Annotated in this window: 20 protein-coding genes; 14 read left to right on the top strand and 6 right to left on the bottom strand. The window is 60.9% G+C overall.

The features are described from left to right. The first annotated feature begins 106 nt into the window (after nucleotides 1-106). Nucleotides 107-586 carry a retropepsin-like aspartic endopeptidase RimB gene (rimB, locus tag AC3ITY_RS01110; RefSeq protein ID WP_150726445.1) on the top strand — a complete coding sequence of 160 codons (480 nt, stop codon included), beginning with the start codon at nucleotides 107-109 and terminating at the stop codon, nucleotides 584-586. Then, on the top strand, nucleotides 583-1,488 hold the full coding sequence (gene rimK / locus AC3ITY_RS01105) for a 30S ribosomal protein S6--L-glutamate ligase (protein ID WP_007972871.1): 906 nt from the start codon (nucleotides 583-585) through the stop codon (nucleotides 1,486-1,488). Before rimB ends, rimK begins: the two co-directional genes overlap by 4 nt. A 161-nt stretch (nucleotides 1,489-1,649) precedes the next feature. On the opposite strand, the gene AC3ITY_RS01100 is transcribed toward rimK, so the two are convergent. Both AC3ITY_RS01100 and ompR read right to left on the bottom strand, forming a co-directional pair. Continuing rightward, the gene (locus AC3ITY_RS01100; RefSeq protein ID WP_223457366.1) at nucleotides 1,650-2,963 is read right to left on the bottom strand and encodes an ATP-binding protein; all 1,314 of its coding nucleotides are present in this window, start codon (nucleotides 2,961-2,963) and stop codon (nucleotides 1,650-1,652) included. A 115-nt stretch (nucleotides 2,964-3,078) separates the two neighbouring features. Continuing rightward, entirely contained in the window at nucleotides 3,079-3,819 is a 741-nt protein-coding gene (gene ompR / locus AC3ITY_RS01095) for an osmolarity response regulator transcription factor OmpR (RefSeq protein ID WP_007972873.1), read from the bottom strand. A 361-nt stretch (nucleotides 3,820-4,180) separates the two neighbouring features. Here ompR and AC3ITY_RS01090 point away from each other — a divergent pair, with 361 nt between their 5' ends. The 7 genes from AC3ITY_RS01090 to tauD all read left to right on the top strand — a co-directional run bounded on the left by AC3ITY_RS01090 (nucleotide 4,181) and on the right by tauD (nucleotide 12,552). Then, a complete protein-coding gene (locus tag AC3ITY_RS01090) occupies nucleotides 4,181-6,505 on the top strand; it encodes a Tex family protein (protein ID WP_489307173.1) in 2,325 nt (774 codons plus the stop codon). Further along, nucleotides 6,505-6,888 (top strand): PaaI family thioesterase, encoded by a 384-nt coding sequence (locus AC3ITY_RS01085; protein ID WP_489307172.1) that lies wholly within the window; start codon nucleotides 6,505-6,507, stop codon nucleotides 6,886-6,888. The genes AC3ITY_RS01090 and AC3ITY_RS01085 overlap by 1 nt, the downstream gene beginning before the upstream one ends. 232 nt (nucleotides 6,889-7,120) lie before the next feature. Beyond that, nucleotides 7,121-8,704, top strand: coding sequence for a glutamate--cysteine ligase (gene gshA / locus AC3ITY_RS01080; RefSeq protein WP_489307170.1), 1,584 nt, complete (start codon nucleotides 7,121-7,123; stop codon nucleotides 8,702-8,704). A 251-nt stretch (nucleotides 8,705-8,955) separates the two neighbouring features. Beyond that, nucleotides 8,956-9,933: a taurine ABC transporter substrate-binding protein gene (gene tauA / locus AC3ITY_RS01075; RefSeq protein WP_489307168.1), complete on the top strand. Its 978-nt coding sequence runs from the start codon at nucleotides 8,956-8,958 to the stop codon at nucleotides 9,931-9,933. Nucleotides 9,934-9,948: 15 nt separating this feature from the next. Then, the gene (gene tauB / locus AC3ITY_RS01070; protein WP_489307167.1) at nucleotides 9,949-10,743 is read left to right on the top strand and encodes a taurine ABC transporter ATP-binding subunit; all 795 of its coding nucleotides are present in this window, start codon (nucleotides 9,949-9,951) and stop codon (nucleotides 10,741-10,743) included. Further along, the gene (gene tauC, locus AC3ITY_RS01065; RefSeq protein ID WP_489307165.1) at nucleotides 10,740-11,573 is read left to right on the top strand and encodes a taurine ABC transporter permease TauC; all 834 of its coding nucleotides are present in this window, start codon (nucleotides 10,740-10,742) and stop codon (nucleotides 11,571-11,573) included. The genes tauB and tauC overlap by 4 nt, the downstream gene beginning before the upstream one ends. A 136-nt stretch (nucleotides 11,574-11,709) precedes the next feature. Continuing rightward, complete coding sequence (tauD, locus tag AC3ITY_RS01060; RefSeq protein WP_489307163.1) at nucleotides 11,710-12,552, top strand: taurine dioxygenase; 843 nt, start codon at nucleotides 11,710-11,712, stop codon at nucleotides 12,550-12,552. A 91-nt stretch (nucleotides 12,553-12,643) separates the two neighbouring features. Here tauD and mgrA read toward each other — a convergent pair whose 3' ends face one another. Then, nucleotides 12,644-13,681: an L-glyceraldehyde 3-phosphate reductase gene (mgrA, locus tag AC3ITY_RS01055; RefSeq protein WP_489307162.1), complete on the bottom strand. Its 1,038-nt coding sequence runs from the start codon at nucleotides 13,679-13,681 to the stop codon at nucleotides 12,644-12,646. A gap of 111 nt (nucleotides 13,682-13,792) precedes the next feature. Continuing rightward, nucleotides 13,793-14,707 (bottom strand): LysR family transcriptional regulator, encoded by a 915-nt coding sequence (locus AC3ITY_RS01050; RefSeq protein WP_489307160.1) that lies wholly within the window; start codon nucleotides 14,705-14,707, stop codon nucleotides 13,793-13,795. 120 nt (nucleotides 14,708-14,827) lie between these two features. Between AC3ITY_RS01050 and AC3ITY_RS01045 the strand changes: the two genes are divergently transcribed. Together AC3ITY_RS01045 and AC3ITY_RS01040 are read left to right on the top strand one after the other, a co-directional pair. After that, nucleotides 14,828-15,568, top strand: coding sequence for an SDR family oxidoreductase (locus AC3ITY_RS01045; RefSeq protein ID WP_489307159.1), 741 nt, complete (start codon nucleotides 14,828-14,830; stop codon nucleotides 15,566-15,568). 137 nt (nucleotides 15,569-15,705) lie between these two features. Continuing rightward, nucleotides 15,706-15,966, top strand: a complete 261-nt coding sequence (locus AC3ITY_RS01040; protein ID WP_095946417.1) for a hypothetical protein — start codon at nucleotides 15,706-15,708, stop codon at nucleotides 15,964-15,966. Nucleotides 15,967-15,974: 8 nt separating this feature from the next. Here AC3ITY_RS01040 and betT read toward each other — a convergent pair whose 3' ends face one another. Together betT and epsC are read right to left on the bottom strand one after the other, a co-directional pair. Further along, a complete protein-coding gene (betT, locus tag AC3ITY_RS01035) occupies nucleotides 15,975-17,930 on the bottom strand; it encodes a choline transporter BetT (protein ID WP_223532864.1) in 1,956 nt (651 codons plus the stop codon). A 370-nt stretch (nucleotides 17,931-18,300) separates the two neighbouring features. Further along, the gene (epsC, locus tag AC3ITY_RS01030; protein ID WP_489307158.1) at nucleotides 18,301-19,227 is read right to left on the bottom strand and encodes a serine O-acetyltransferase EpsC; all 927 of its coding nucleotides are present in this window, start codon (nucleotides 19,225-19,227) and stop codon (nucleotides 18,301-18,303) included. Nucleotides 19,228-19,417: 190 nt separating this feature from the next. On the opposite strand from epsC, the gene AC3ITY_RS01025 reads away from it, so the two are divergent. The 3 genes from AC3ITY_RS01025 to tcyL all read left to right on the top strand — a co-directional run bounded on the left by AC3ITY_RS01025 (nucleotide 19,418) and on the right by tcyL (nucleotide 22,180). Further along, nucleotides 19,418-20,416: a D-cysteine desulfhydrase gene (locus AC3ITY_RS01025; RefSeq protein WP_489307157.1), complete on the top strand. Its 999-nt coding sequence runs from the start codon at nucleotides 19,418-19,420 to the stop codon at nucleotides 20,414-20,416. Between the two features lie 298 nt (nucleotides 20,417-20,714). Continuing rightward, a complete protein-coding gene (gene tcyJ / locus AC3ITY_RS01020; protein ID WP_489307156.1) occupies nucleotides 20,715-21,515 on the top strand; it encodes a cystine ABC transporter substrate-binding protein in 801 nt (266 codons plus the stop codon). Further along, entirely contained in the window at nucleotides 21,515-22,180 is a 666-nt protein-coding gene (tcyL, locus tag AC3ITY_RS01015; protein ID WP_046040764.1) for a cystine ABC transporter permease, read from the top strand. The genes tcyJ and tcyL overlap by 1 nt, the downstream gene beginning before the upstream one ends. The last annotated feature ends 4 nt before the right edge of the window (nucleotides 22,181-22,184 follow it).

Here is a 22,184-nt window from a genome sequence, read left to right as displayed (position 1 = left end):
TGGAAATCCGGGCTGTAGATATCTGTCGCCTTTTAACCATTATTCTGCGTGAATACCGCGAATTTGGCCGCCTGCGGCCACTGCGGTTTCTACCGGTTGAGCAATTTTGAAGACATTTGACCATTTGACCGTTGTTGGTCTGCGCGAGTGGGTGGCGCTCCCTGATTTGGGAGTCGCCGGCCTTCGGGCAAAAATCGACACCGGCGCCAGCACCTCCAGCCTGCATGCCACCGACATCGAGACATTTGACCGGGACGGTGAGCAGTGGGTGCGCTTCACGGCGCACCTGGGCACGGTGGTTCAGTTGCGTCACCGGCGCTGCGAAGCACCGCTGGTGACGAGGAAAACCATTAAAAGCTCAAACGGTCACGCGCAGGTGCGATACGTGATCAGCACCACCCTGGCCCTTGGTGATCGGGTCTGGCGGGTCGAGTTCACGCTCGCCTGCCGCAAGTCCATGCGTTATCGCCTGCTGCTCGGCTCCAAAGCCCTGATCCACGGCCAGTTGGTGGTCAATCCGGGCATCAAGTATGTACAAGACAAGCCGGTGTTCCCGGTATCTACCTCCTCCACAGGTGTTGCATGAAGATCGCTGTGCTGTCGCGGAATCCGCGTCTGTATTCCACCCGTCGTCTGGTCGAAGCCGGTACCGAGCGTGGCCATGAAATGGTGGTGGTCGACACCTTGCGCGCCTACATGAACATCGCCAGCCACAAGCCGCAGATCCACTACCGCGGCAAGCCGCTGGAAGGTTTCGATGCGGTGATTCCACGGATCGGCGCATCCGTGACCTTTTATGGCTGCGCAGTGCTGCGCCAGTTCGAAATGATGGGGGTATTTCCGCTCAACGAATCGGTGGCCATTGCCCGTTCGCGGGACAAGCTGCGTTCGCTGCAATTGCTGTCCCGTCGCGGGATCGGTTTGCCGGTGACCGGGTTTGCCCACTCCCCCGATGACATTCCCGACCTGATCGAAATGGTCAACGGTGCGCCGTTGGTGATCAAGGTGCTGGAAGGCACCCAGGGCATCGGCGTGGTGCTGTGCGAAACCGCCACGGCCGCGGAATCGGTGATCGAGGCGTTCATGGGCCTCAAGCAGAACATCATGGTTCAGGAGTACATCAAGGAAGCCGGTGGTGCGGACATTCGCTGCTTCGTCGTCGGCGACAAGGTGATTGCAGCGATGAAGCGCCAGGCCAAGCCCGGCGAGTTTCGCTCCAACCTGCATCGCGGTGGCAGCGCGAGCCTGATCAAGATCACGCCGGAAGAACGCATGACAGCGTTGCGTGCGGCGAAGGTCATGGGGCTGGCGGTGGCAGGCGTCGACATCCTGCGCTCCAATCACGGACCGTTGGTGATGGAAGTTAACTCGTCGCCGGGGCTTGAGGGGATTGAGACCACCACCGGGAAGAATGTCGCGGGGATCATCATTGAACATCTGGAGAAGAATGGTGGACCGAATATGACGCGGACCAAGGGCAAGGGCTGAGGCTCATCAACTGTGGCGAGGGAGCTTGCTCCCGCTGGAGGCCGAAGGACTCTCAAATCCCACAATCGTGTTCTTGTACTTCAGACACGGTTGTCTGGTTTTGCGGCTGCTGCGCAGCCGAACGGGAGCAAGCTCCCTCGCCACAAAGGCCTCTGTGTTTGCTAAACAGCATCCCGCGGCAACATCAACCCCAACGGCAACCGCACCCGCGCTTCCAGCCCACCGCCCGAGCGGTTACGCAGTTCAACGTTGCCGCCATGCATCGAAGCAATCCGCTTCACGATCGCCAGACCTAATCCGGTACCTTTGCCGCCCCGGGCACGATCACCGCGGGTGAACGGGTTGAAAATCGCTTCCAGTTCCGACGGATCAATACCGGCACCACGGTCCATGACACTCAGCACCACATACGGTGCGCTGGTGTCCCCGGATACATACGCCGCCACCTCCACACCGTTGCCAGCATGATGCAGCGCGTTGCCGATCAGGTTGTTCAGCAGCCGCTTCATCGACACACGACGCAATGGAAACGGCTGGATAGGTTCCAGACGCAATCGCACTTTTTCTTCGGTCTGGTTATACGGCGCGGCAACTTCACGGACCAGGTCACTCAGGTCAACCTCTTCCACCGACTCGTCACGCCCGTCGCGAATGAACGCCAGGAACTGATCGAGAATCGCGTCCATGTCTTCGATGTCACGCACCATGTCGTCAGTCAGGTCGGTGCGATCGCCCATCAGTTCCAGGGACAGGCGCAAGCGTGTCAGCGGCGTACGCAAGTCGTGGGACACCCCGGCCAGCATCAGTTCACGCTCGCGACCGGCCTGTTCGACGTCTTCGGCCATCTGGTTGAAGGCGCGGTAAACCTCGGTCATTTCACTCGGCGTATCGCTGATCGGCAGGCGCACGCTGCGGCCCTGGCCGAGTTGCCGCGCGGCATACACCAGACGCTTCAACGGTTGATTGAGCTGGCTGACGAAGATCCAGGCCGAAGCGGTGGACAGCAGGCCAATAGCGAGGAACCAGCCCAGCACGTTCCAGATTTTCTGGCCGCGCAACGGATGGGGATAAAGCGGTACTTTCAGCCAGCCATCGCCCAGGCTCGGCGCCCGGACCCACAGCGCCGGTGGCGAATGCATGCGCAGCCGGACTTCAGTGTCGGCACCCAGCTCCGCCTGCATCTGCCGCTGGTAGATCTCGCTGTAAGGCCAGTGCTGTTCACCTTCCGGCACGCCGGCACCCACCACCCGGATCAGGGTCGCGGCCTCGGCGATCTTGCCGCGGTTTTCTTCATCGGCAGCCCAATAGGCGCGCAGCGTCAGGGCGACACCGTGGCTGTACTGGCGGTCCACCAGCACGTCTTCGTTCATCAGAAGATAAACCAGGGTCAGTGCCTTGGAGAAGAGTACGACGATGAGCACCAGCCAAAGGGTGCGGGAGAAGAAGCTCTGGGGGAACCAAACGGGGGTTTTCATGGATAACCGTTAAACACTTGCAGGAGCGAGCGATGCTCGCATATTGCGGATCGCGAGTCTGCGGACAGGATCGATTGATCCGTTGTCCGCATGACCCGTTCCTACAATTCGCCAATCACTTGGTGGCGGTACCATCCGGTACAAACACGTAACCCACGCCCCAGACAGTCTGGATGTAACGCGGTTTGGACGGATCGGGCTCGATCATCCGGCGCAGACGGGAAATCTGCACATCGATGGAACGCTCCAGGGCATCCCACTCACGGCCACGGGCCAGGTTCATCAACTTGTCACGGGTCAGCGGTTGACGCGCGTTCATCACCAGGGCCTTGAGCACAGCGAATTCACCGGTGGTGAGCATGTGCACTTCTTCGCCGCGCTTGAGCTCGCGGGTAGCCAGGGACAACTCGTAGTCACCGAAGGTTACGCTTTCGTCTTCGCTGCCTGGCGCGCCCGGCACCGGAGCCGACTGGCGACGCAGGACCGCTTTGACGCGAGCCATCAGCTCATCCGGGTTGAACGGTTTGGCCAGGTAATCGTCGGCGCCCAGTTCCAGGCCCTTGATGCGGCTCAGTTCGTCGCCCTTGGCGGTGAGCATGATGATCGGAATCTGGTTGTTCGCATTGCGCAGGCGGCGGCAGGCGGTCAGGCCGTCTTCGCCGGGCAGCATCAGGTCGAGGACGACCAGGTTGAATACTTCGCGCGCCAGCAGGCGATCCATTTGTTCGGTGTTCGGTACGGCGCGGGCGCGGTAGCCCTTGCTGACGAAAAAACGCTCCAGCAGGCTGCTGAGCCCCGGATCGTCGTCAACGATAAGAATTTTTTCGCCTTCAGCAGTTTGTGCAGTGCTGCTCATTGGATGCTCCTTTGATCTCGGCACGCATTATGGCGTAGCTGCCGTTATACGCACCGTGTGCATTGTTAGCAGATTTTTCCTATACCGCCAGAAAACCGGCCATTGCACCGGCAACCCGCGATGCCCCCGAATGCCGTAACGCTGGTTATAATGCGCGGCCTTTTGTGTCAGGCAACATCAGACAGGTACTACAGACGGACACCATTTATTTTCATGGCGTCGGCAGTAATTGTTCGATTTCACGGGTCAACGGGATACCTTTTGATCCAGGTAGCGGCGCAGGCCAGGCCGCTCAACCAGACTCGCCGAGGCCCTATCTCTGCGCCTGCGAGCCTGCTTTCACAATTTGTCAGGTGGTTTTATGGACAGCATCAACAGCCGCATCGCCGAGGAACTCGGTGTACGCCCACAACAGGTCGAAGCGGCCGTCGCGCTACTCGATGAAGGCTCTACCGTCCCCTTCATCGCCCGTTACCGGAAAGAAGTGACCGGCAGCCTCGACGATACGCAATTGCGTCATCTGGAAGAGCGCCTGCGCTACCTGCGAGAACTCGACGAACGGCGTATCAGCATCCTCGCCAGCATCCAGGAGCAGGGCAAGCTGACCCCGCAACTTGAACGCGACATCAAGCTCGCCGACACCAAGACCCGCCTCGAAGACTTGTACCTGCCGTACAAGCAGAAGCGTCGCACCAAGGGCCAGATCGCCCTGGAAGCCGGCCTCGGCGAACTGGCCGACGGCCTGTTCAACGACCCGTCCCTGAGCCCGGAAACCGAAGCCGCACGCTTCATCGACGCGGAAAAAGGCGTGGCCGATGTGAAGGCGGCCCTCGAAGGCGCCAAGTACATCCTGATGGAACGCTTCGCCGAAGACGCAGGCCTGCTGGACAAGCTGCGCAACTACCTCAAGCAGGAAGCCACCCTCAGTGCCCGCGTGATCGCCGGCAAGGAAGAGGAAGGCGCCAAGTTCCGCGATTACTTCGAACACGACGAACCGCTCAAAAGCATGCCGTCGCACCGCGCGCTGGCAATTTTCCGTGGCCGCAACGAAGGCATCCTCAGCTCCGCGCTGAAAGTCGGCGACGAACTGCCGGGCACCATGCACCCGTGCGAAGGCATGATCGGCCAGCAATTCGGCATCCAGAACCAGAACCGCGCCGCCGACAAATGGCTGGGCGAAGTGGTGCGCTGGACCTGGAAGGTCAAGCTCTACACCCATCTGGAGACTGATTTGCTGGGCGAGTTGCGCGATGGCGCGGAAACCGAAGCGATCAACGTGTTCGCCCACAACCTGCACGACCTGCTGCTGTCGGCCCCGGCCGGCCCGCGCGCCACTTTGGGCCTCGACCCGGGCCTGCGCACCGGTTGCAAGGTCGCCGTGGTCGACTCCACCGGCAAGCTGCTGGATCACGCCACGGTTTACCCGCACGTGCCGCACAACAAGTGGGACCAGACCCTCGCCGTGCTCGCCGCCCTGTGCGCCAAGCACTCGGTGGACCTGATCGCCATCGGCAACGGTACCGCCAGCCGCGAGACCGACAAGCTGGCCGCGGAACTGATCAAGAAATACCCAGCCATGAAGATGACCAAGGTCATGGTGTCCGAGGCCGGTGCATCGGTTTACTCCGCATCGGAGCTGGCTTCCAAAGAGTTCCCGGACCTCGACGTGTCGATCCGTGGCGCCGTGTCGATTGCCCGTCGCCTGCAAGACCCGTTGGCCGAGTTGGTGAAAATCGATCCGAAATCCATCGGCGTCGGCCAGTACCAGCACGACGTGTCGCAGCTGAAACTGGCCCGTGGCCTTGATGCGGTGGTCGAGGACTGCGTGAACGCCGTCGGCGTGGACGTGAACACCGCGTCCGTGGCACTGCTGGCACGGATCTCCGGCCTCAACGCGACCCTGGCGCAGAACATCGTCAGCCACCGCGACGAGCACGGTGCGTTCAAAACCCGCGCTGCGCTGAAGAAAGTCGCGCGCCTGGGCGAGAAAACCTTCGAACAGGCCGCCGGATTCCTGCGTGTCATGAACGGCGAAAACCCGCTGGACTCGTCGGCGGTTCACCCGGAAGCCTATCCGCTGGTTCAGCGTATCGCCGCCGAAACCGACCGTGACATCCGCTCGCTGATTGGCGATGCCACGTTCCTCAAGCGTCTCGATCCGAAGAAGTACACCGATGAAACCTTCGGTTTGCCGACCGTGACCGACATCCTCCAGGAGCTTGAAAAGCCTGGGCGCGACCCGCGCCCCGAGTTCAAGACCGCCGAGTTCCAGGAAGGCGTCGAAGACCTCAAGGACCTGCAACTGGGCATGATCCTCGAAGGCGTGGTGACCAACGTGACCAACTTCGGCGCCTTCGTCGATATCGGCGTGCATCAGGACGGTTTGGTGCACATCTCCGCGCTTTCGGAGAAGTTCATCAAGGATCCACGGGAAGCGGTGAAGGCCGGTGACGTGGTAAAAGTGAAGGTCATGGAAATCGACATTCCGCGCAAACGCGTTGGCCTGTCGATGCGCATGAGCGACACCCCGGGCGAGAAAATCGACGGCGCTCGCGGCGCACGTCCGGGATCGGCGCCACGCCAGTCCCAAAACACCGCCCCGCGCAAGGAAACCACGGCGGCAGCACCGAGCAACAACGCCATGGCTTCGCTGTTCGCCAATGCCAAGCAGTTGAAGAAACGCTGATGGACATTCCCGCCGGGCTGACCGAAAGCGCGTTTTTCAAGCTGCTGGGCTGCCGCTTGCACAGTCTGGAAACCGGGATGGCGCAAGTCGCCCTGGCGCTGGAACCGGAGCTGCGCAATCGCGGTGGCAAGCTGCACGGCGGGGCCTTGTTCAGCCTGGTGGACATTGCCATGGGGCTGGCCTGTTCCAGCACCCACGGCTTTGACCAGCAGAGCGCGACCATCGAGTGCAAGATCAACTACATCCGCGCCGTCTCTGACGGCGAGGTAATGTGCACGGCGCGGGTGATCCACCCGGGCCGCCGCACATTGGTGGTCGAGGCCGATGTGATGCAGGGCGACAAACTGGTCGCAAAAGCACAAGGCACGTTCGCTGTCCTATAGCTAGATGTCATCGATTTGAGTTAATTTCGGCGCTAAGACCTGTAGGAGCGAGCTTGCTCGCGATGAACGTCAGGGCGCCGTTTTCATTCAGGCACCCCGCGTTATCGTTAACCTCCATCGCGAGCAAGCTCGCTCCTACAAAACCAGGCGAAAACGCCAGTTTTAACTTCACCCTTGTAGACCGTCTTGCCCACCCCCATATTGGGGCGACTGACGCGTGAAGGAATCCAACTTGAGCGAACTTCTCAACCGCCGCCTGGCCCTGCTCGGCGAGCGCGCTAACCTCTCTCTGCTCGAACAGTGCCTTCACGGCATCGAACGTGAATGCCTGCGCGTGACCGATGCAGGTCGCCTGGCGCAAACGCCGCACCCGGAAGAATTGGGTTCCGCGCTGACCAATGAACAGATCACCACCGACTATTCCGAGTCGCTGCTGGAGTTCATCACCCCGGCCCTGCCTGATCCTGCCGATACGCTGGCGAGCCTGGACAGCATTCACCGCTTTGCCTACAGCAAGCTCGGCAACGAGTATCTGTGGAGCCCATCGATGCCGTGCCCGTTGCCGGCCGAGGAAGATATCCCGATCGCCTATTACGGCACGTCCAATATCGGGCAGCTCAAGTACGTCTACCGCAAGGGCCTGGCCCTGCGTTACGGCAAGACCATGCAATGCATTGCCGGCATCCACTACAACTTTTCCCTGCCGGAAAAACTCTGGCCGTTGCTCAAGCAGGCCGAAGGCTTTGTCGGCACCGACCGCGATTTCCAGTCGTCGTCCTACATCGCGCTGATCCGCAACTTCCGCCGCTACAGCTGGCTGCTGATGTACCTGTTCGGTGCTTCACCCGCACTGGACGCCGGCTTCCTGCGCGGTCGTTCGCACCAGTTGGAACAACTGGACCCGCATACCCTGTACCTGCCGTACGCCACCAGCCTGCGCATGAGCGACCTGGGTTACCAGAGCAACGCCCAGGCCGGTCTGACGCCGTGCTACAACGATCTGAACAGCTACACCGACAGCCTGCGCAAAGCGGTGGCTACGCCGTATGCGCCGTACGTCGAAGTCGGCACCCACCAGGATGGCGAGTGGGTTCAGCTCAACACCAACATCCTGCAGATCGAAAACGAGTACTACTCCAACATCCGCCCCAAACGCGTGACCTACACCGGCGAGCGTCCTATCCAGGCGCTGATGGCCCGCGGCATCCAGTACGTCGAAGTACGCTGCCTGGACATCAACCCGTTCCTGCCAATGGGCATCGACCTTACCGAGTCGCGCTTCCTCGATGCGTTCCTGCTGTACTGCGCGCTCAATGACAGCCCGCTGCTGACCAACACCAGTTGCGGCAACGCGACCTCGAACTTCCTCAGCGTGGTCAAGGAAGGTCGTCGCCCAGGCCTGCAACTGCAACGGGATGGCCAGCCGGTTGACCTGAAGGAATGGGCCGGCGAGCTGCTGGAAAAAATCGCCCCTCTGGCGGCGATGCTCGACCAGAGCCATGGCGGCAATGCCCACAGCAAGGCGCTGGACGCCCAGATGGCCAAGGTCCGGGATCCGTCCCTGACGCCGTCGGCCCAGGTATTGGCGGCGATGGCTGAGCACAAGGAAAGTTTCGCTCAGTTCTCCCTGCGCCAGAGCCAGGCCCATGCCGAGTTCTTCCGCAGCGAGCCGTTGCCGGCTGAGGAACAGGCGAAATTTGAAGAGCGGGCGCGTTCGTCGCTGGCTGAGCAGGCTGAGCTGGAGCAGAACGAAGTCGGTGATTTCGATGTGTTTGTCGGAGCGTACCAGGCGAGCATTCTGGCAATCAGCAACTAAATACACATCTTTGTGGCGAGGGAGCTTGTCGGAACGCCGCACCGTCCCGCTCGACTGCGCAGCAGTCGCAAAATGGGAGTCCTTCGGCCTCCAGCGGGAGCAAGCTCCCTCGCCACAAAAGCGGTACGCGGTAACTCTTGCTTAATTTTTCCTCCATAAGCTAATTCGAAAAAGTTATTTATTTTCGAATTCTTAGATCATTTAGTCTCTTTCTCACGCCGACAATCGGTCGCCTGACAAGGAGCTTTCTGATGAAACTGACTTTCCCTCTTCGCTTGCTGGCGGCCGCTTCCCTGGCTACCGCGAGCTTTTTTGCCCAGGCGGCCGACTTCACCGTCGCCTACCAGACCACCGTTGACCCGGCGAAAGTCGCCCAGGCTGACGGCGCTTACGAAAAGGCCACCAAGGCCGATATCAGCTGGCGCAAATTCGACAATGGTGCCGACATCATTGCCGCCATCGCCTCCGGCGACGTGCAGATCGGCTATCTCGGCTCCAGCCCTCTGACCGCCGCCATCACCCGTAAAGTCCCGGTGGAAACCTTCCTCATTGCCACCCAGATCGGCGCCGCCGAAGCCCTGGTCGCCCGCGACGGTTCCGGGATCAAGACCCCGCAAGACCTGATCGGCAAGAAAATCGCCGTGCCGTTTGTATCCACCGGCCACTACAGCCTGCTCGCCGCGCTGAAGCACTGGAACATCGACCCGTCGAAAGTCACCGTTCTCAACCTGGCTCCACCCGCGATCATTGCCGCCTGGAAACGCGGTGACATCGACGCCACGTACGTATGGGACCCGGCCCTCGGTGTCGCCAAGGAAAACGGCAAGGTACTGATCACCTCCGGCGAGCTGACCAAGTTCGGCGCACCGACCTTCGACGCCTGGATCGTGCGCAAGGATTTCGCCGAGAAGCACCCGGAGATCGTCACCGCGTTCGCCAAAGTGACCCTCGACGCCTACGCCGATTACCGCAAAGACCCGCAAGCCTGGCTCGCCAACCAGGGCAACGTCGACAAACTGGTGAAGCTCTCCGGCGCCAAGGCCAGCGACATTCCATTGCTGTTGCAAGGCAACGTCTACCCGCTGGCGGCTGACCAGGTACTCACCCTCGGCGCGCCGACCACCAAAGCCATCACCGACACCGCGGCGTTCCTCAAGGAACAAGGCAAGGTCGAGGCCGTGCTGCCGGACTACGCGCCGTACGTCAGCGCCAAGTTCATCACCAACTGATCGGGAGTCAACGCGATGGCCTTGCTACAGCTGGAGCGCATCAGCGCACAGTACCCCGGCAACCCGGAACCGGTGTTGGCGGATATCTCCCTGAGCCTGGGGCCCCGGCAATTGCTGGTCGCCCTCGGCCCGTCCGGCAGTGGCAAGACTTCGCTATTGAACCTGATTGCCGGTTTCGTCGAACCCAGCGCCGGGCGCATCACCCTCGACGGCGTGCCAGTCAAAGGCCCGAGCGCCGAGCGCGGCGTGGTGTTCCAAGACGACGCGCTGCTGCCATGGCAAGACGTGCTGGCCAACGTCGGGTTCGGCCTGGAGCTGGCCGGGATCGCCCGTGAAAAACGCGAAGCTCGCGCCCGGGAAATGCTCGCCCTGGTCGATCTGTCCGGTTTTGAACAGCGCCGCATCTGGCAGCTTTCGGGCGGCCAGAAGCAGCGTGTTGGCCTGGCCCGCGCCCTCGCCGCCGACCCACGCGTGTTGCTGATGGACGAACCTTTCGGCGCCCTTGACGCCTTCACCCGCGAGCAGATGCAGGAGCTGTTGCTGCAAGTCTGGCAACGCACCGCCAAGCCGGTGTTCCTGATTACCCATGACATCGAAGAAGCCGTATTCCTCGCCACCGACCTGATTCTGTTAGCGCCCAACCCTGGGCAAATCGTCGAGCGCCTGCCCCTCGATTTCGGTCAGCGTTATGCCGCCGGTGAGTCGGCCCGCTCGATCAAGTCCGACCCGCGTTTTATCGAAACCCGCGAACACGTACTCGCCAAAGTGTTCTCCCAACGCAGTACCGCCCATCGGCAGGAGCGCGCATGAGCAGCTACGAAATTCCCGTCGCAGCGATAACGCCAGGCTCAGCCGTGATTCCGGCAAGTCGCCGTTTGAGCACTCGCTGGATCAGTGTGCTGACGCTGGTCGCTCTCGTTGCTATTTGGTGGGCCGTGACGACGACCGGCTTGATCGAGCCGTTGTTCCTGCCGCCGCCTTCCGCCGTGCTGCAAAAAGGCTGGCTGCTGGCGACCTCGGGTTATATGGATTCAACCCTGTGGCAGCACCTCGGCGCGAGTCTGAGTCGCATCGGCCTGGGCCTCGGCTTTGCGATTCTCACTGCCGTGCCAGTGGGAATCGCCATCGGCGCCAACCGTATCGCCCGTGGTGTGCTTGACCCGCTGATCGAGTTCTACCGGCCGATTCCACCGTTGGCTTATCTGCCGCTGATCGTGATCTGGTGCGGCATCGGTGAATTGTCGAAAGTGCTGCTGATCTACCTGGCGATCTTCGCCCCGATTGCCATCGCCACCGCCACCGGTGTGCGCACGGTCGACCCGGCCAAATTGCGTGCCGCGCAGTCGCTGGGCGCAACGCGCGTGCAGTTGATTCGCTACGTCATCCTGCCGAGTGCCTTGCCGGATATCTTGACCGGTGTGCGCATTGGTCTCGGTGTGGGTTGGTCGACGCTGGTCGCCGCCGAATTGATCGCCGCCACCAGCGGTCTGGGCTTCATGGTGCAATCGGCCGCGCAGTTTTTGGTCACCGATGTGGTGGTACTGGGGATTCTGGTGATCGCACTGATCGCCTTCGCGATGGAGTTGGGCCTGCGCGCCCTGCAGCGCAAACTGGTGCCGTGGCATGGCCAGGCCCACTGAATATTGAACAACCCTGTAGGAGCGAACCTGCTCGCGATTGCTGATTATCAGGCAACAATGCTTTGACTGATGCACCGCGATCGCGAGCAGGCTCGCTTCTACAAAAAGCACGGCCTCCGAATTGAAGAGAACCACCATGAGCCAGTTGACCATCGTCCCTTTAAGCTCCGCCCTCGGTGCACAGATCAGCGGCGTCGACATCAGCCAGCCGCTGAACCTGGAACAGCGCGATGCCATCGAACAGGCCCTGCTCAAGCATCAGGTCCTGTTCTTCCGCAACCAACCGATCACGCCACAGCAACAGGCGCGATTCGCCGCGAATTTCGGCGACCTGCACATTCACCCGATCTACCCCAACGTGCCGGAACAGCCGCAAGTGCTGATCCTCGACACCGCCGTCACCGACGTACGCGACAACGCGATCTGGCACACCGACGTCACCTTCCTGCCGACCCCGGCCATGGGCGCGGTGCTCAGCGCCAAGCTGTTGCCGGAGTTTGGCGGCGACACGTTGTGGGCCAGCGGGATTGCGGCGTATGAAGCCCTGTCGACGCCGATGAAAACCTTGCTCGAAGGTCTGACCGCCACCCATGACTTCACCCGTTCGTTCCCGCTGGAGCGCTATGGCAACACGCCCGAGGCACTGGCCCAGTGGGAAGAAGCACGACGCAAGAATCCGCCGCTGTCGCACCCGGTGATCCGCACGCACCCGGTGAGCGGGCGCCGCTCGCTGTTCGTCAACGAAGGTTTCACCTCGAAGATCAACGAGCTGTCGGAAACCGAGAGCGAGGCGATTCTGAAGTTCCTGTTCGCCCATTCAACGCGACCGGAATTCATCATTCGCTGGCGCTGGCAGCAGGACGACATCGCGTTCTGGGACAACCGCGTGACCCAGCATTACGCGGTGGACGATTACCGCCCGGCGCGGCGGGTGATGCAGCGGGCGACGGTGTTGGGGGATGCGCCGTTTTTTCGCTGAACCGCCTGTTTTTGTAGTGACGCTGATGGCCCCTTCGCGGGCTTGCCCGCGAAGGGGCCGGAACAGGCACCAGAAATCCAGTGCCGATCACTTATTGCGCAGTAGAAGGCTTCTCCCAAAGATTGATCCCGCCCTCCTGGGCAAACCGGTCAATTTCCGCCAGTTCCTGCGCACTGAAGCTCAGGTTCTTCAACGCCCCGACGTTCTCGATGATCTGCTCCGTCCGGCTCGCGCCAATCAAGGCCGAAGTGACCCGAGGATCGCGCAGGGTCCAGGCCAGTGCCAGTTGCGCCAGACTCTGGCCGCGACGCTTGGCGATTTCGTTGAGTGCCCGCACCTGGGCGATGTTGGCCTCGGACAAATGCGATGCCTGCAACGAACCACCGCCCGGACGGTTGACCCGCGCATCCGCCGGCACACCGTTGAGGTATTTGTCGGTCAGTAAACCCTGGGCCAGCGGCGTAAAGGCAATCACGCCGGTGCCCAGTTCTTCGGTGGTATCCAGCAGGTCCTTTTCCACCCAACGATTGAGCAGGTTGTAGGCCGGTTGGTGAATCAACAACGGGACTTTCCACTCCTTGAGCAGCACCGCCATTTCACGGGTCTTCACTCCGGAGTACGAAGAGATGCCGATGTACAACGCCTTGCCCTGCTGCACCGCTGTGGCGAGTGCGCTGGCGGTTTCTTCCAGCGGGGTGTCCGGATCGAAACGGTGGGAGTAGAAGATGTCGACGTAGTCCACGCCCAGGCGTTGCAGGCTCTGGTCGAGGCTGGCCAGCACGTACTTGCGCGAACCGCCGCCCTGTCCGTAAGGGCCGGGCCACATGTCCCAACCGGCCTTGCTGGAAATGATCAACTCGTCGCGGTACTGCTTGAAGTCTTCACGCAGTAAACGGCCGAAGTTGATCTCGGCGCTGCCGTACGGCGGGCCATAGTTGTTGGCCAGGTCGAAGTGGTTGATGCCCAGGTCGAATGCCGTGCGCAACAACGCGCGCTGGGTATCGATCGGCGTGCTGTCGCCGAAGTTGTGCCACAGGCCCAACGACAGCGCCGGCAGCACCAGCCCGCTGCGGCCCACGCGGCGGTAAGGGATGGAGTCGTAGCGGTTTTCGGCAGCGGTGTAAGTCATCGAATCCTCTCTTGTAGGTCTTGAATCTGGTCTCGACTGGTTCGCCAGTCGCCCAGCATACGCCCAGACAAACGCCAGAAAACCCCGGACTCGACTAATTGCTGAAACGTTTCATATATTTCCCGGCTGACAAGCTACCGTGCCCTCCGCAAACACCTCCCCCAACCAATCCACAAACACCCGGACCCTGGGCGACATGTGTCGGTTGTGCGGGTACAGCACTGAAACCGGCATTGATGGCGGCGGGGTGTCGGTGAGGATTTCCTTGATCAACCCTTGGGCAATTTGCGTTTCCATCCGGTAATGCGGGCACTGGATCAGGCCCAGCCCGGCAATCGCCGAGGCGGCGTAGATTTCTGCGCCGAACACCGAGATCGCACCGTCGATGGCCACTTCCTTGAGTTCACCGTCCACCATGAATTCAAACGGGAACAACTTGGCCGTCGTGCGCGAAACGTAGTTCACCGCCCGGTGCTGGCTCAGGTCGGCGAGGCTTTTCGGTTCGCCGTATTTGCGCAGATAGGCGGGGCTGGCGCAGGTGATCTGACGCAGGTTGGCGACACGCTTGCCGATCAGCGTGGAGTCACCCAATGTTCCTGCCCGCAACACGCAATCGATACCTTCGGTGATCAGGTCGACCTGACGGTCAGCCTCGCTGATGGACAGCTCGATGTCGGGATAACGCGCCATGAATTGCGGCAATGCCGGGATCACGAAGTGCTTGGCCAATGTCCCGTGCAAGTCCACCCGCAGCCGCCCCTTCGGTGCCACGCCGCGAAACGCCAATTCCGCTTCTTCCAGCTCTGCCAGCAGTTGCACGCAACGCAGGTAGTAGGCCTCGCCATCCAGCGTCGGACGCACTTTACGCGTGCTGCGCTCCAACAAACGCGTACCCAGCCAGGCCTCGAACTGATTCAAAGTGTGAGTCAGCGTCGCGCGAGGCAGGTTCAGGTCATCGGCCGCCTGGGTGAAGCTGCTGCGCTCGTAGATCCGCACAAAAACCTTCATCGCTTTGACTTGGTCCACAGCTCACTCCAGGCGCTCGATTGTTGGCGATTATTGAACAGTCAAGGCAACTCTCGTGCATTTATCGCCCTGAGTAAACATGTGAAATTGACTTCACACCCCATCAACAGGAACACCAACATGGCTCATCAAACTCCGAAAGTTGCCATCGTGACCGGCGCCTCCCGCGGCATCGGCGCGGTCATCGCCAAACAACTGGCCAGCGAAGGTTTCGCCGTTGCCATCAACTACGCCAGCAGCGCCACCGAAGCCTCGAAACTAGTGGTGGAACTGCGTCAGGCCGGCCACCAGGCTATAGCGATCAAGGCCGATGTGGCCAATGCCGACGACGTGCGCCGGATGTTCGACGAGGTTGAAACCCAGTTCGGCAAGGTCGATGTTTTGGTGAACAACGCCGGCATCCTCAAGGTGCTGCCACTGGCGCAACACAGCGACGAACTGTTCGAGCAGAACTTCAACATCCACGCTCGCGGTACCTTCAATACCCTGCGTGAAGCGGCAACTCGCCTGAACAGCGGTGGCCGGATCATCAACTTCTCCAGCAGCACCGTCGGCATGAATCTGCCGGGCTACGCGGTGTACATCGCCAGCAAAGCGGCAGTGGAATCCCTGACCCAGGTGTTCGCCAAGGAAATGCGCGGCCGCAACATTACCGTCAATGCGGTGGCTCCCGGGCCGGTGGCGACCGAGCTGTTTTTGCACGGCAAGAGTGAGGAGCAGATTCAGAATTTCGCGAAGATGGCGCCGCTGGAGCGTCTCGGTCAGCCAGAAGACATTGCCCGTGTCGTGTCCTTCCTCGCCGGGCCGGATTCAGCGTGGGTCAATGGGCAGATTTTGCGGGTCAATGGTGGGTTGGTTTAACTATGCTCAGTCAAATACCGCAGTGACCCTATCGCGAGCAGGCTCGCTCCCACAGGGCTCGCTGTGATCCTTGTAGGAGCGAGCCTGCTCGCGATAGCGGCCTCGATGGCAGCACACATCTGAAGGCAGAGCCCACCATGCACACCACCATCATCATCACCTTCGGCCTGATCCTCCTGGCGCTGATGCTCTACATCGGTGAGAACATCGGCTTCACCCGCCAAACCCTGGCCTACAGTTTTATCGTGCTGTGGCTGGCGCTGACGCTGATCAACGGCGCAGTCGGCATAGTGCATGCCGGCCAGCCATTGAGCACCGAACTGGTGGTCGGTAGCGCCGTGTTCGGTGTCCCGGTGGCGGCGCTGGTGTTGTTCATGGTGTTGACCACCGAGACGTGAAGGCCTGATCAGCGCACCAGATGCAGGAACTGCATGTGCCGTTCGTACTGGTCGAGGATGTCGTTGATGATCTGCTCCTTGGTGTAGCCGACCAGATCGTAGTCCTGACTGCCCTCGCTCAAATGCACTTCGGCCCGGTAATAGCGGCGGTTGTTGAGTTGCTTGGAACCCATGCCGCCACGGGCAAACGACGGCGTGAAGTAGCCACGCATCTGCACCTGATACACGAACGGATGCTGGTCGCCGTGGCCGATTTCCAGGCTGACGCTATCATTGGCCGGATCCGGGTGTGTCGCTACGTGCAAACCCTTTTCGATGAACACGGCAGACACTTCTTCAATCGCCGGGCGCACCGTCGTATCGAGGAAGCGGTAGACCTCATCCCGCGATGGGAAATGCACTGCCTGACTCAAACGCTGACGCCAGCCGCCCCGCCGTGAACCGGACACCGGTGCCAAGGAATGCATCTGCGCAATCTGCTTCTGCGATTCCAGATAAAACGCCTTGTGCAGCCCCCACATCATCAACAGCAAGATCAGCGAGAACGGCAGCGAGGTCAGGACCACCGCCGACTTCAACGCATCGATGCTGCCGGAAAACAGCAGCGCGCTGGTCACCAATGCGGTCATCGCGCCCCAGAACACCCGCAGCCATTTCGGCCCGTCTTCATCAGGGTTGCCGCCCTTGGCGGACAGCGTCGACAGCACCACGGTGCCGGAGTCGGCGGAGGTGACGAAGAACACGAAGCTGATGAACACCGTGACCGCGATGACGGTTTTGCTCCACGGGTAGGTTTCCAGCAGCAGGTAGAGCGTCATCGACGGATTGTCGATGGCCGACATGCCGAGCGCGCTCATGCCGTGGTTGAGCACTTGATCGATCGCGCTGTTGCCGAAGATCGACATCCACGCCAGGGTGAAGCCCAGCGGAATCAACAGTACGCCGAAGACGAATTCGCGGATGGTCCGGCCACGGGAAATCCGTGCGATGAACAGGCCCACGAACGGCGACCATGCAATCCACCAAGCCCAGTAGAACACTGTCCAGCCACCCAGCCAGTCGCTGGGTTTGTCGTAGGCATAGAGGTCGAAACTCTTCATCGGCAAGGCGCCGAGGTAATCGCCGAGGTTCTGGATCAGGGTGTTGAGCAAGTGCTGCGTGGGGCCGGCGAACAACACAAACAGCAGCAGCGCGCAGGCCAGCAGCATGTTGATGTCGGACATGACCCGCACGCCCTTGTCGACGCCGGATACCGCAACGATGATCGCAGCTCCCATCATCAAGGTGATCAGGCCGACCTGAATCCATTGGGTGTGGGCGATGCCGAACAGATAGTCCAGGCCCGAGTTGAGGTGCAGCACGCCGAAGCCCATATCCGCGCCGAGGCCGAACACCGTGGCGATGATGCCAAAGCCATCCACCGCGTAGCCGATGGGGCCATTGATGCGCTTGCCGATCAGCGGATACAGCGCCGAGCGCAGGGCCAGTGGCAGGTTATGCCGGTAGGCGAAGTAGGCCAGCGCCATGCCGACAAAGGCGAACACGCCCCAGCCATGCAGGCCCCAGTGCAGAAACAGAATCTGCATCGCCTGACGCGCCGCATCCGCCGTACCGGCCTCGCCTTGGGGCGGTTGCAGCATGTGGGTCAGCGGCTCGGACACGCAGAAGAAAAACAGGGTGATGCTGATCCCGGCGGCGAACAGCATGCCGGCCCAGGACAAATAGCTGAATTCGGGCTCGTCGTGGTCGGCACCGAGCTTGATCTTGCCGTAGCCGGACAAGGCGGTGACCACCACGAAGACCAGATACAGGGTCATCGCCAGCAGGTAATACCAGCCGACCGTGTTGGCCGCCCAGTTTTGCGCCGCCAGCAACCAGGCACCGGCCTGCTCGGGCATGGCGATGACAACGACACCAAACAACAGAATGAAACTCGCCGAGAACCAGAACACCGGCGGATTCATGCGGATCAGACCGCTTGGAGGGATGGACGATGCACTCATGTTCGGTGCACCTCGAAGGGGTAAAACGTGGCTGTAGAAATCGGACTCAGCAAAGGCAAGCCTCCTGTTGTGAGCGGGCAGCGAACCGCCTGTTTAACTTGAATGAACGTTCAAGTTAAACATGGATAGGGGGCTAAGGACTAATCGCAGGGCTCGGCGGTGGTGTTCTTACGCTAGCTCAAGGGAGGAAGTAAGTAGGATTTAAAAGCTTCGCGAGCAGGCTCGCTCCCACAGGGTTCTTGGTCGGCCACAACGTTGTGTGCACCAGAGATCCATGTGGGAGCGAGCCTGCTCGCGAAGAGGCCAGAACAGTCAGCGAAGATTCAGGAGACTACTTCTGCGCCCCATCATCATGCTGCAGATTCGCCTGGGTCAGGTTGCTGCCCGCCGGCACGCTACGGGTCAGCCAGACGTTGCCGCCAATGGTCGAGCCCTGGCCGATGGTGATCCGCCCGAGAATCGTCGCCCCGGCATAAATCACTACGTCATCCTCGACAATCGGATGCCGAGGCTGGCCTTTCTGCAGTTGACCGTCTTCGTCCGCCGGGAAGCGCTTGGCCCCCAAGGTCACGGCCTGATAAATCCGTACACGCTCGCCGATGATCGCGGTTTCGCCAATCACCACACCCGTCCCGTGGTCGATGAAGAAACTGCGGCCGATCTGCGCACCGGGGTGAATGTCGATGCCGGTGGCCGAGTGAGCGATTTCCGCGCTGATCCGCGCCAGCAGCGGCAATCCGGCGCGATACAAATGGTGGGCCAGACGATGGTGAATCACCGCCAGAATCCCCGGATAGCACAACAACACTTCATCAACACTGCGGGCCGCCGGGTCGCCGTGATAGGCCGCCAGTACGTCGGTGTCCAGCAGGCTGCGCAACCCTGGCAGGGCGAGGGCGAAGTCCTGAATGATCTGGATGGTCCGGGCTTCGACTTCAGTCTCGGCCTGGGCACTGTGGCGCGCGGCGTAGCGCAATTCGAGCCGCGCCTGGGCCAACAGTGAATTCAACGCCACATCCAGGGTGTGGCCGACGTAGAAGTCTTCGCTCTCCTCACGCAAGTCCACCGGCCCCAGGCGCATCGGGAACAATGCACCGCACAGGGCTTCGAGAATGTCCGCCATGGCTGCGCGGGACGGCAATTCGCGACCGCCCTGCTCGCCGGTGGCCCGGCCGTTTTGTGCACGCCACTGCTCACGTGCCGTGCGCAGCTGGCTGACGATGGTCTGCAATTGCCAATGGCTGGAACGCTCACTCACGGTAAAAACTCCTCACGGGCGACCGGACTGTCTGGCCGCACTGACGGCGATTACTTTACGGCAAGGGCCGCGAGGCAAATTAAGAACCAATAGTGCTGTGCTCAGTTCGATTGGCTATAAGCGATTGACGGTTGCCCCAACTTTTTGGCGTGCCTATAGTCCTGAGATCTTCAACCGCCAGTACGGACTCATGATCAAACAACAGCTCGCCCGCTTTAACCGCCTCGACCTGCTCGGTCAGCCCACCGCCCTGGAAAAACTCGAACGCCTGTCGACCTGGCTGGGCCGCGACCTGTACGTCAAGCGCGATGACCTGACGCCGCTGGCAATGGGCGGCAACAAGCTGCGCAAACTCGAATACCTGGCCGCCGATGCCTTGGCCCAGGGCGCCGACACCTTGATCACGGCGGGCGCGCTGCAATCGAACCACGTTCGCCAGACAGCCGCCATTGCCGCCAAGTTGGGTCTGGGTTGCGTAGCCCTTCTGGAAAACCCCCTCGGCACTGACGACAGCAATTACACCGGCAACGGCAACCGGCTGCTGCTCGACCTGTTCGATGCCAAGGTCGAACTGGTGGAAAACCTCGACAACGCCGACGAACAATTGCAAGCCCTGGCCAACCGACTGCGCAGCAACGGCAAGAAGCCGTACCTGGTGCCGGTCGGTGGCTCCAATGCGCTGGGCGCCTTGGGCTACGTGCGCGCCGGGCTGGAACTGGCCGAGCAGATCAAGGACACCGGCCTGAAGTTCGCCGCCGTGGTCCTGGCCTCGGGCAGCGCCGGTACCCACAGCGGCCTGGCACTGGCCTTGAGTGAAGCACTGCCGGATCTGCCAGTGATCGGCGTGACGGTTTCGCGCAGCGATGAAGATCAGCGGCCAAAGGTTCAAGGCCTGGCCGAACGCACGGCCGAGTTGCTGGGCGTCAGCCTGCCGGACGCTTTCAAGGTCGAGTTGTGGGACGAGTATTTCGCCCCGCGTTATGGCGAGCCGAATGCCGGCACACTGGCAGCGGTGAAGCTGCTGGCGAGTCAGGAAGGCTTGCTGCTGGACCCGGTCTACACTGGCAAGGCCATGGCGGGCTTGCTGGACGGGATCGGCCGTCAGCGTTTCGACGAGGGTCCGATTATCTTCCTGCACACCGGCGGGGCGCCGGCTTTGTTTGCCTATAAGGATTATCTGACGGGTTGACGCGCTTGAGCGGCAGAGAGCTTGCCTGTGGCGAGGGAGCTTGCTCCCGCTCGGTTGCGCAGCAGCCGAGCGGGAGCAAGCTCCCTCGCCACAGATGGATCGCGGCATATTCAATATAAGAATAACAAATAGTATATTTATTATTTTCCTATCTAACGGCATCATCTTATAGTCACGCCGCAGGCGAATTTGCAGCGAGACGCATAAGCTGCATTAGGGCAGGATATCGCAGTCGTCCAAATCCCGAATTTGCCAACTTTCCTAAAGCGTCTTCCATAAGAAAACACAGGGGCTTGTCATGAATTTTTCCGCATTACGTCGCAATCTGCTGATGGGCTCGCTGGGCCTGGCACTGAGCGCCGGCCTGATTGGCCAGGCGGTTGCCGGTGAGCAACTGCAAAAAATCAAAGACGCCGGCGTGATCAACGTTGGCCTGGAAGGCACCTACCCACCGTTCAGTTTCGTCGATGCAGACGGCAAACTGACCGGCTTCGAAGTCGAGTTCTCCGAAGCCCTGGCCAAAGAGCTGGGTGTCAAAGTCAAACTGCAACCGACCAAATGGGACGGCATCCTCGCGGCCCTGGAATCCAAGCGTCTGGACGCAGTGATCAACCAGGTGACCATCTCCGAAGAGCGCAAGAAGAAGTATGACTTCTCCGAGCCGTACACCGTTTCCGGGATTCAGGCGCTGGTGCTGACAAAGAAGGCCGCCGAGCTGAACATCAAGTCCGCCGCTGACCTGTCTGGCAAGAAAGTCGGCGTAGGCCTGGGCACCAACTACGAAGAGTGGGTGAAAGCCAATGTGCCGACCGCTGACATCCGCACCTACGAAGATGATCCGACCAAGTTCCAGGACCTGCGTGTCGGCCGTATCGACGCCATTTTGATCGACCGCCTCGCCGCGCTGGAATACGCCAAGAAGGCCAAGGACACCACCGCCGCCGGTGATGCGTTCTCCCGTCAGGAAGCCGGTATTGCCCTGCGTAAAGGCGAGCCTGAACTGCTGGCCGCGGTGAACAAGGCAATCGATAAGCTGCGCGCCGATGGCACCCTGAAAAAGCTCTCGGAAAAATACTTCAACGCAGACGTCACTCAATAATGGGAGAAGCTTTCCAACTCGCACTGGACTCCGCGCCCTTTCTGCTCAAGGGCGCGTACTACACGGTGATCCTCAGCCTCGGCGGGATGTTCTTCGGCCTGGTGATGGGCTTCGGCCTGGCGCTGATGCGCCTGTCGCGCTTCAAACTGGTGAGCTGGATCGCCCGCATCTACGTGTCGTTCTTTCGCGGCACGCCGTTGCTGGTGCAACTGTTCGTGATCTACTACGGCTTGCCGCAATTGGGTCTGGAACTGGATCCGCTGCCGGCGGCCCTGATCGGCTTCTCGCTGAACATGGCCGCCTACGCCTGTGAAATCCTGCGTGCCGCGATCAGCTCCATCGAGCGCGGCCAGTGGGAAGCGGCTGCCAGTATCGGCATGACCCGCGCGCAAACCCTGCGCCGGGCCATCCTGCCGCAGGCGATGCGTACCGCATTGCCGCCGCTGGGCAACAGCTTCATTTCGCTGGTCAAGGACACCGCGCTGGCCGCTACCATCCAGGTGCCGGAACTGTTCCGTCAGGCGCAGCTGATCACCGCCCGTACTTTCGAAATCTTCACCATGTATCTTGCCGCCGCACTGATCTACTGGGTCCTGGCCACGGTGCTTTCGCACCTGCAGAACCAGCTGGAAGCGCGGGTCAATCGGCACGACCAGGAGTCCTGACCCG

It is taken from the genome of Pseudomonas sp. GL_091, from assembly GCF_057837725.1.
Note: the sequence above shows the minus strand (reverse complement) of the source record. Positions and strands in the feature narration are given on the sequence as shown.

Coding starts and splice junctions, on each gene's coding strand:
- rimK (WP_007972871.1), top strand. CDS start 583: ATGAAGATCGCTGTGCTGTCGCGGAATCCGCGTCTGTATTCCACCCGT.
- AC3ITY_RS01100 (WP_223457366.1), bottom strand. CDS start 2,963: ATGAAAACCCCCGTTTGGTTCCCCCAGAGCTTCTTCTCCCGCACCCTT.
- ompR (WP_007972873.1), bottom strand. CDS start 3,819: ATGAGCAGCACTGCACAAACTGCTGAAGGCGAAAAAATTCTTATCGTT.
- AC3ITY_RS01090 (WP_489307173.1), top strand. CDS start 4,181: ATGGACAGCATCAACAGCCGCATCGCCGAGGAACTCGGTGTACGCCCA.
- AC3ITY_RS01085 (WP_489307172.1), top strand. CDS start 6,505: ATGGACATTCCCGCCGGGCTGACCGAAAGCGCGTTTTTCAAGCTGCTG.
- tauA (WP_489307168.1), top strand. CDS start 8,956: ATGAAACTGACTTTCCCTCTTCGCTTGCTGGCGGCCGCTTCCCTGGCT.
- tauB (WP_489307167.1), top strand. CDS start 9,949: ATGGCCTTGCTACAGCTGGAGCGCATCAGCGCACAGTACCCCGGCAAC.
- tauC (WP_489307165.1), top strand. CDS start 10,740: ATGAGCAGCTACGAAATTCCCGTCGCAGCGATAACGCCAGGCTCAGCC.
- tauD (WP_489307163.1), top strand. CDS start 11,710: ATGAGCCAGTTGACCATCGTCCCTTTAAGCTCCGCCCTCGGTGCACAG.
- mgrA (WP_489307162.1), bottom strand. CDS start 13,681: ATGACTTACACCGCTGCCGAAAACCGCTACGACTCCATCCCTTACCGC.
- AC3ITY_RS01045 (WP_489307159.1), top strand. CDS start 14,828: ATGGCTCATCAAACTCCGAAAGTTGCCATCGTGACCGGCGCCTCCCGC.
- AC3ITY_RS01040 (WP_095946417.1), top strand. CDS start 15,706: ATGCACACCACCATCATCATCACCTTCGGCCTGATCCTCCTGGCGCTG.
- betT (WP_223532864.1), bottom strand. CDS start 17,930: ATGAATCCGCCGGTGTTCTGGTTCTCGGCGAGTTTCATTCTGTTGTTT.
- AC3ITY_RS01025 (WP_489307157.1), top strand. CDS start 19,418: ATGATCAAACAACAGCTCGCCCGCTTTAACCGCCTCGACCTGCTCGGT.
- tcyJ (WP_489307156.1), top strand. CDS start 20,715: ATGAATTTTTCCGCATTACGTCGCAATCTGCTGATGGGCTCGCTGGGC.
- tcyL (WP_046040764.1), top strand. CDS start 21,515: ATGGGAGAAGCTTTCCAACTCGCACTGGACTCCGCGCCCTTTCTGCTC.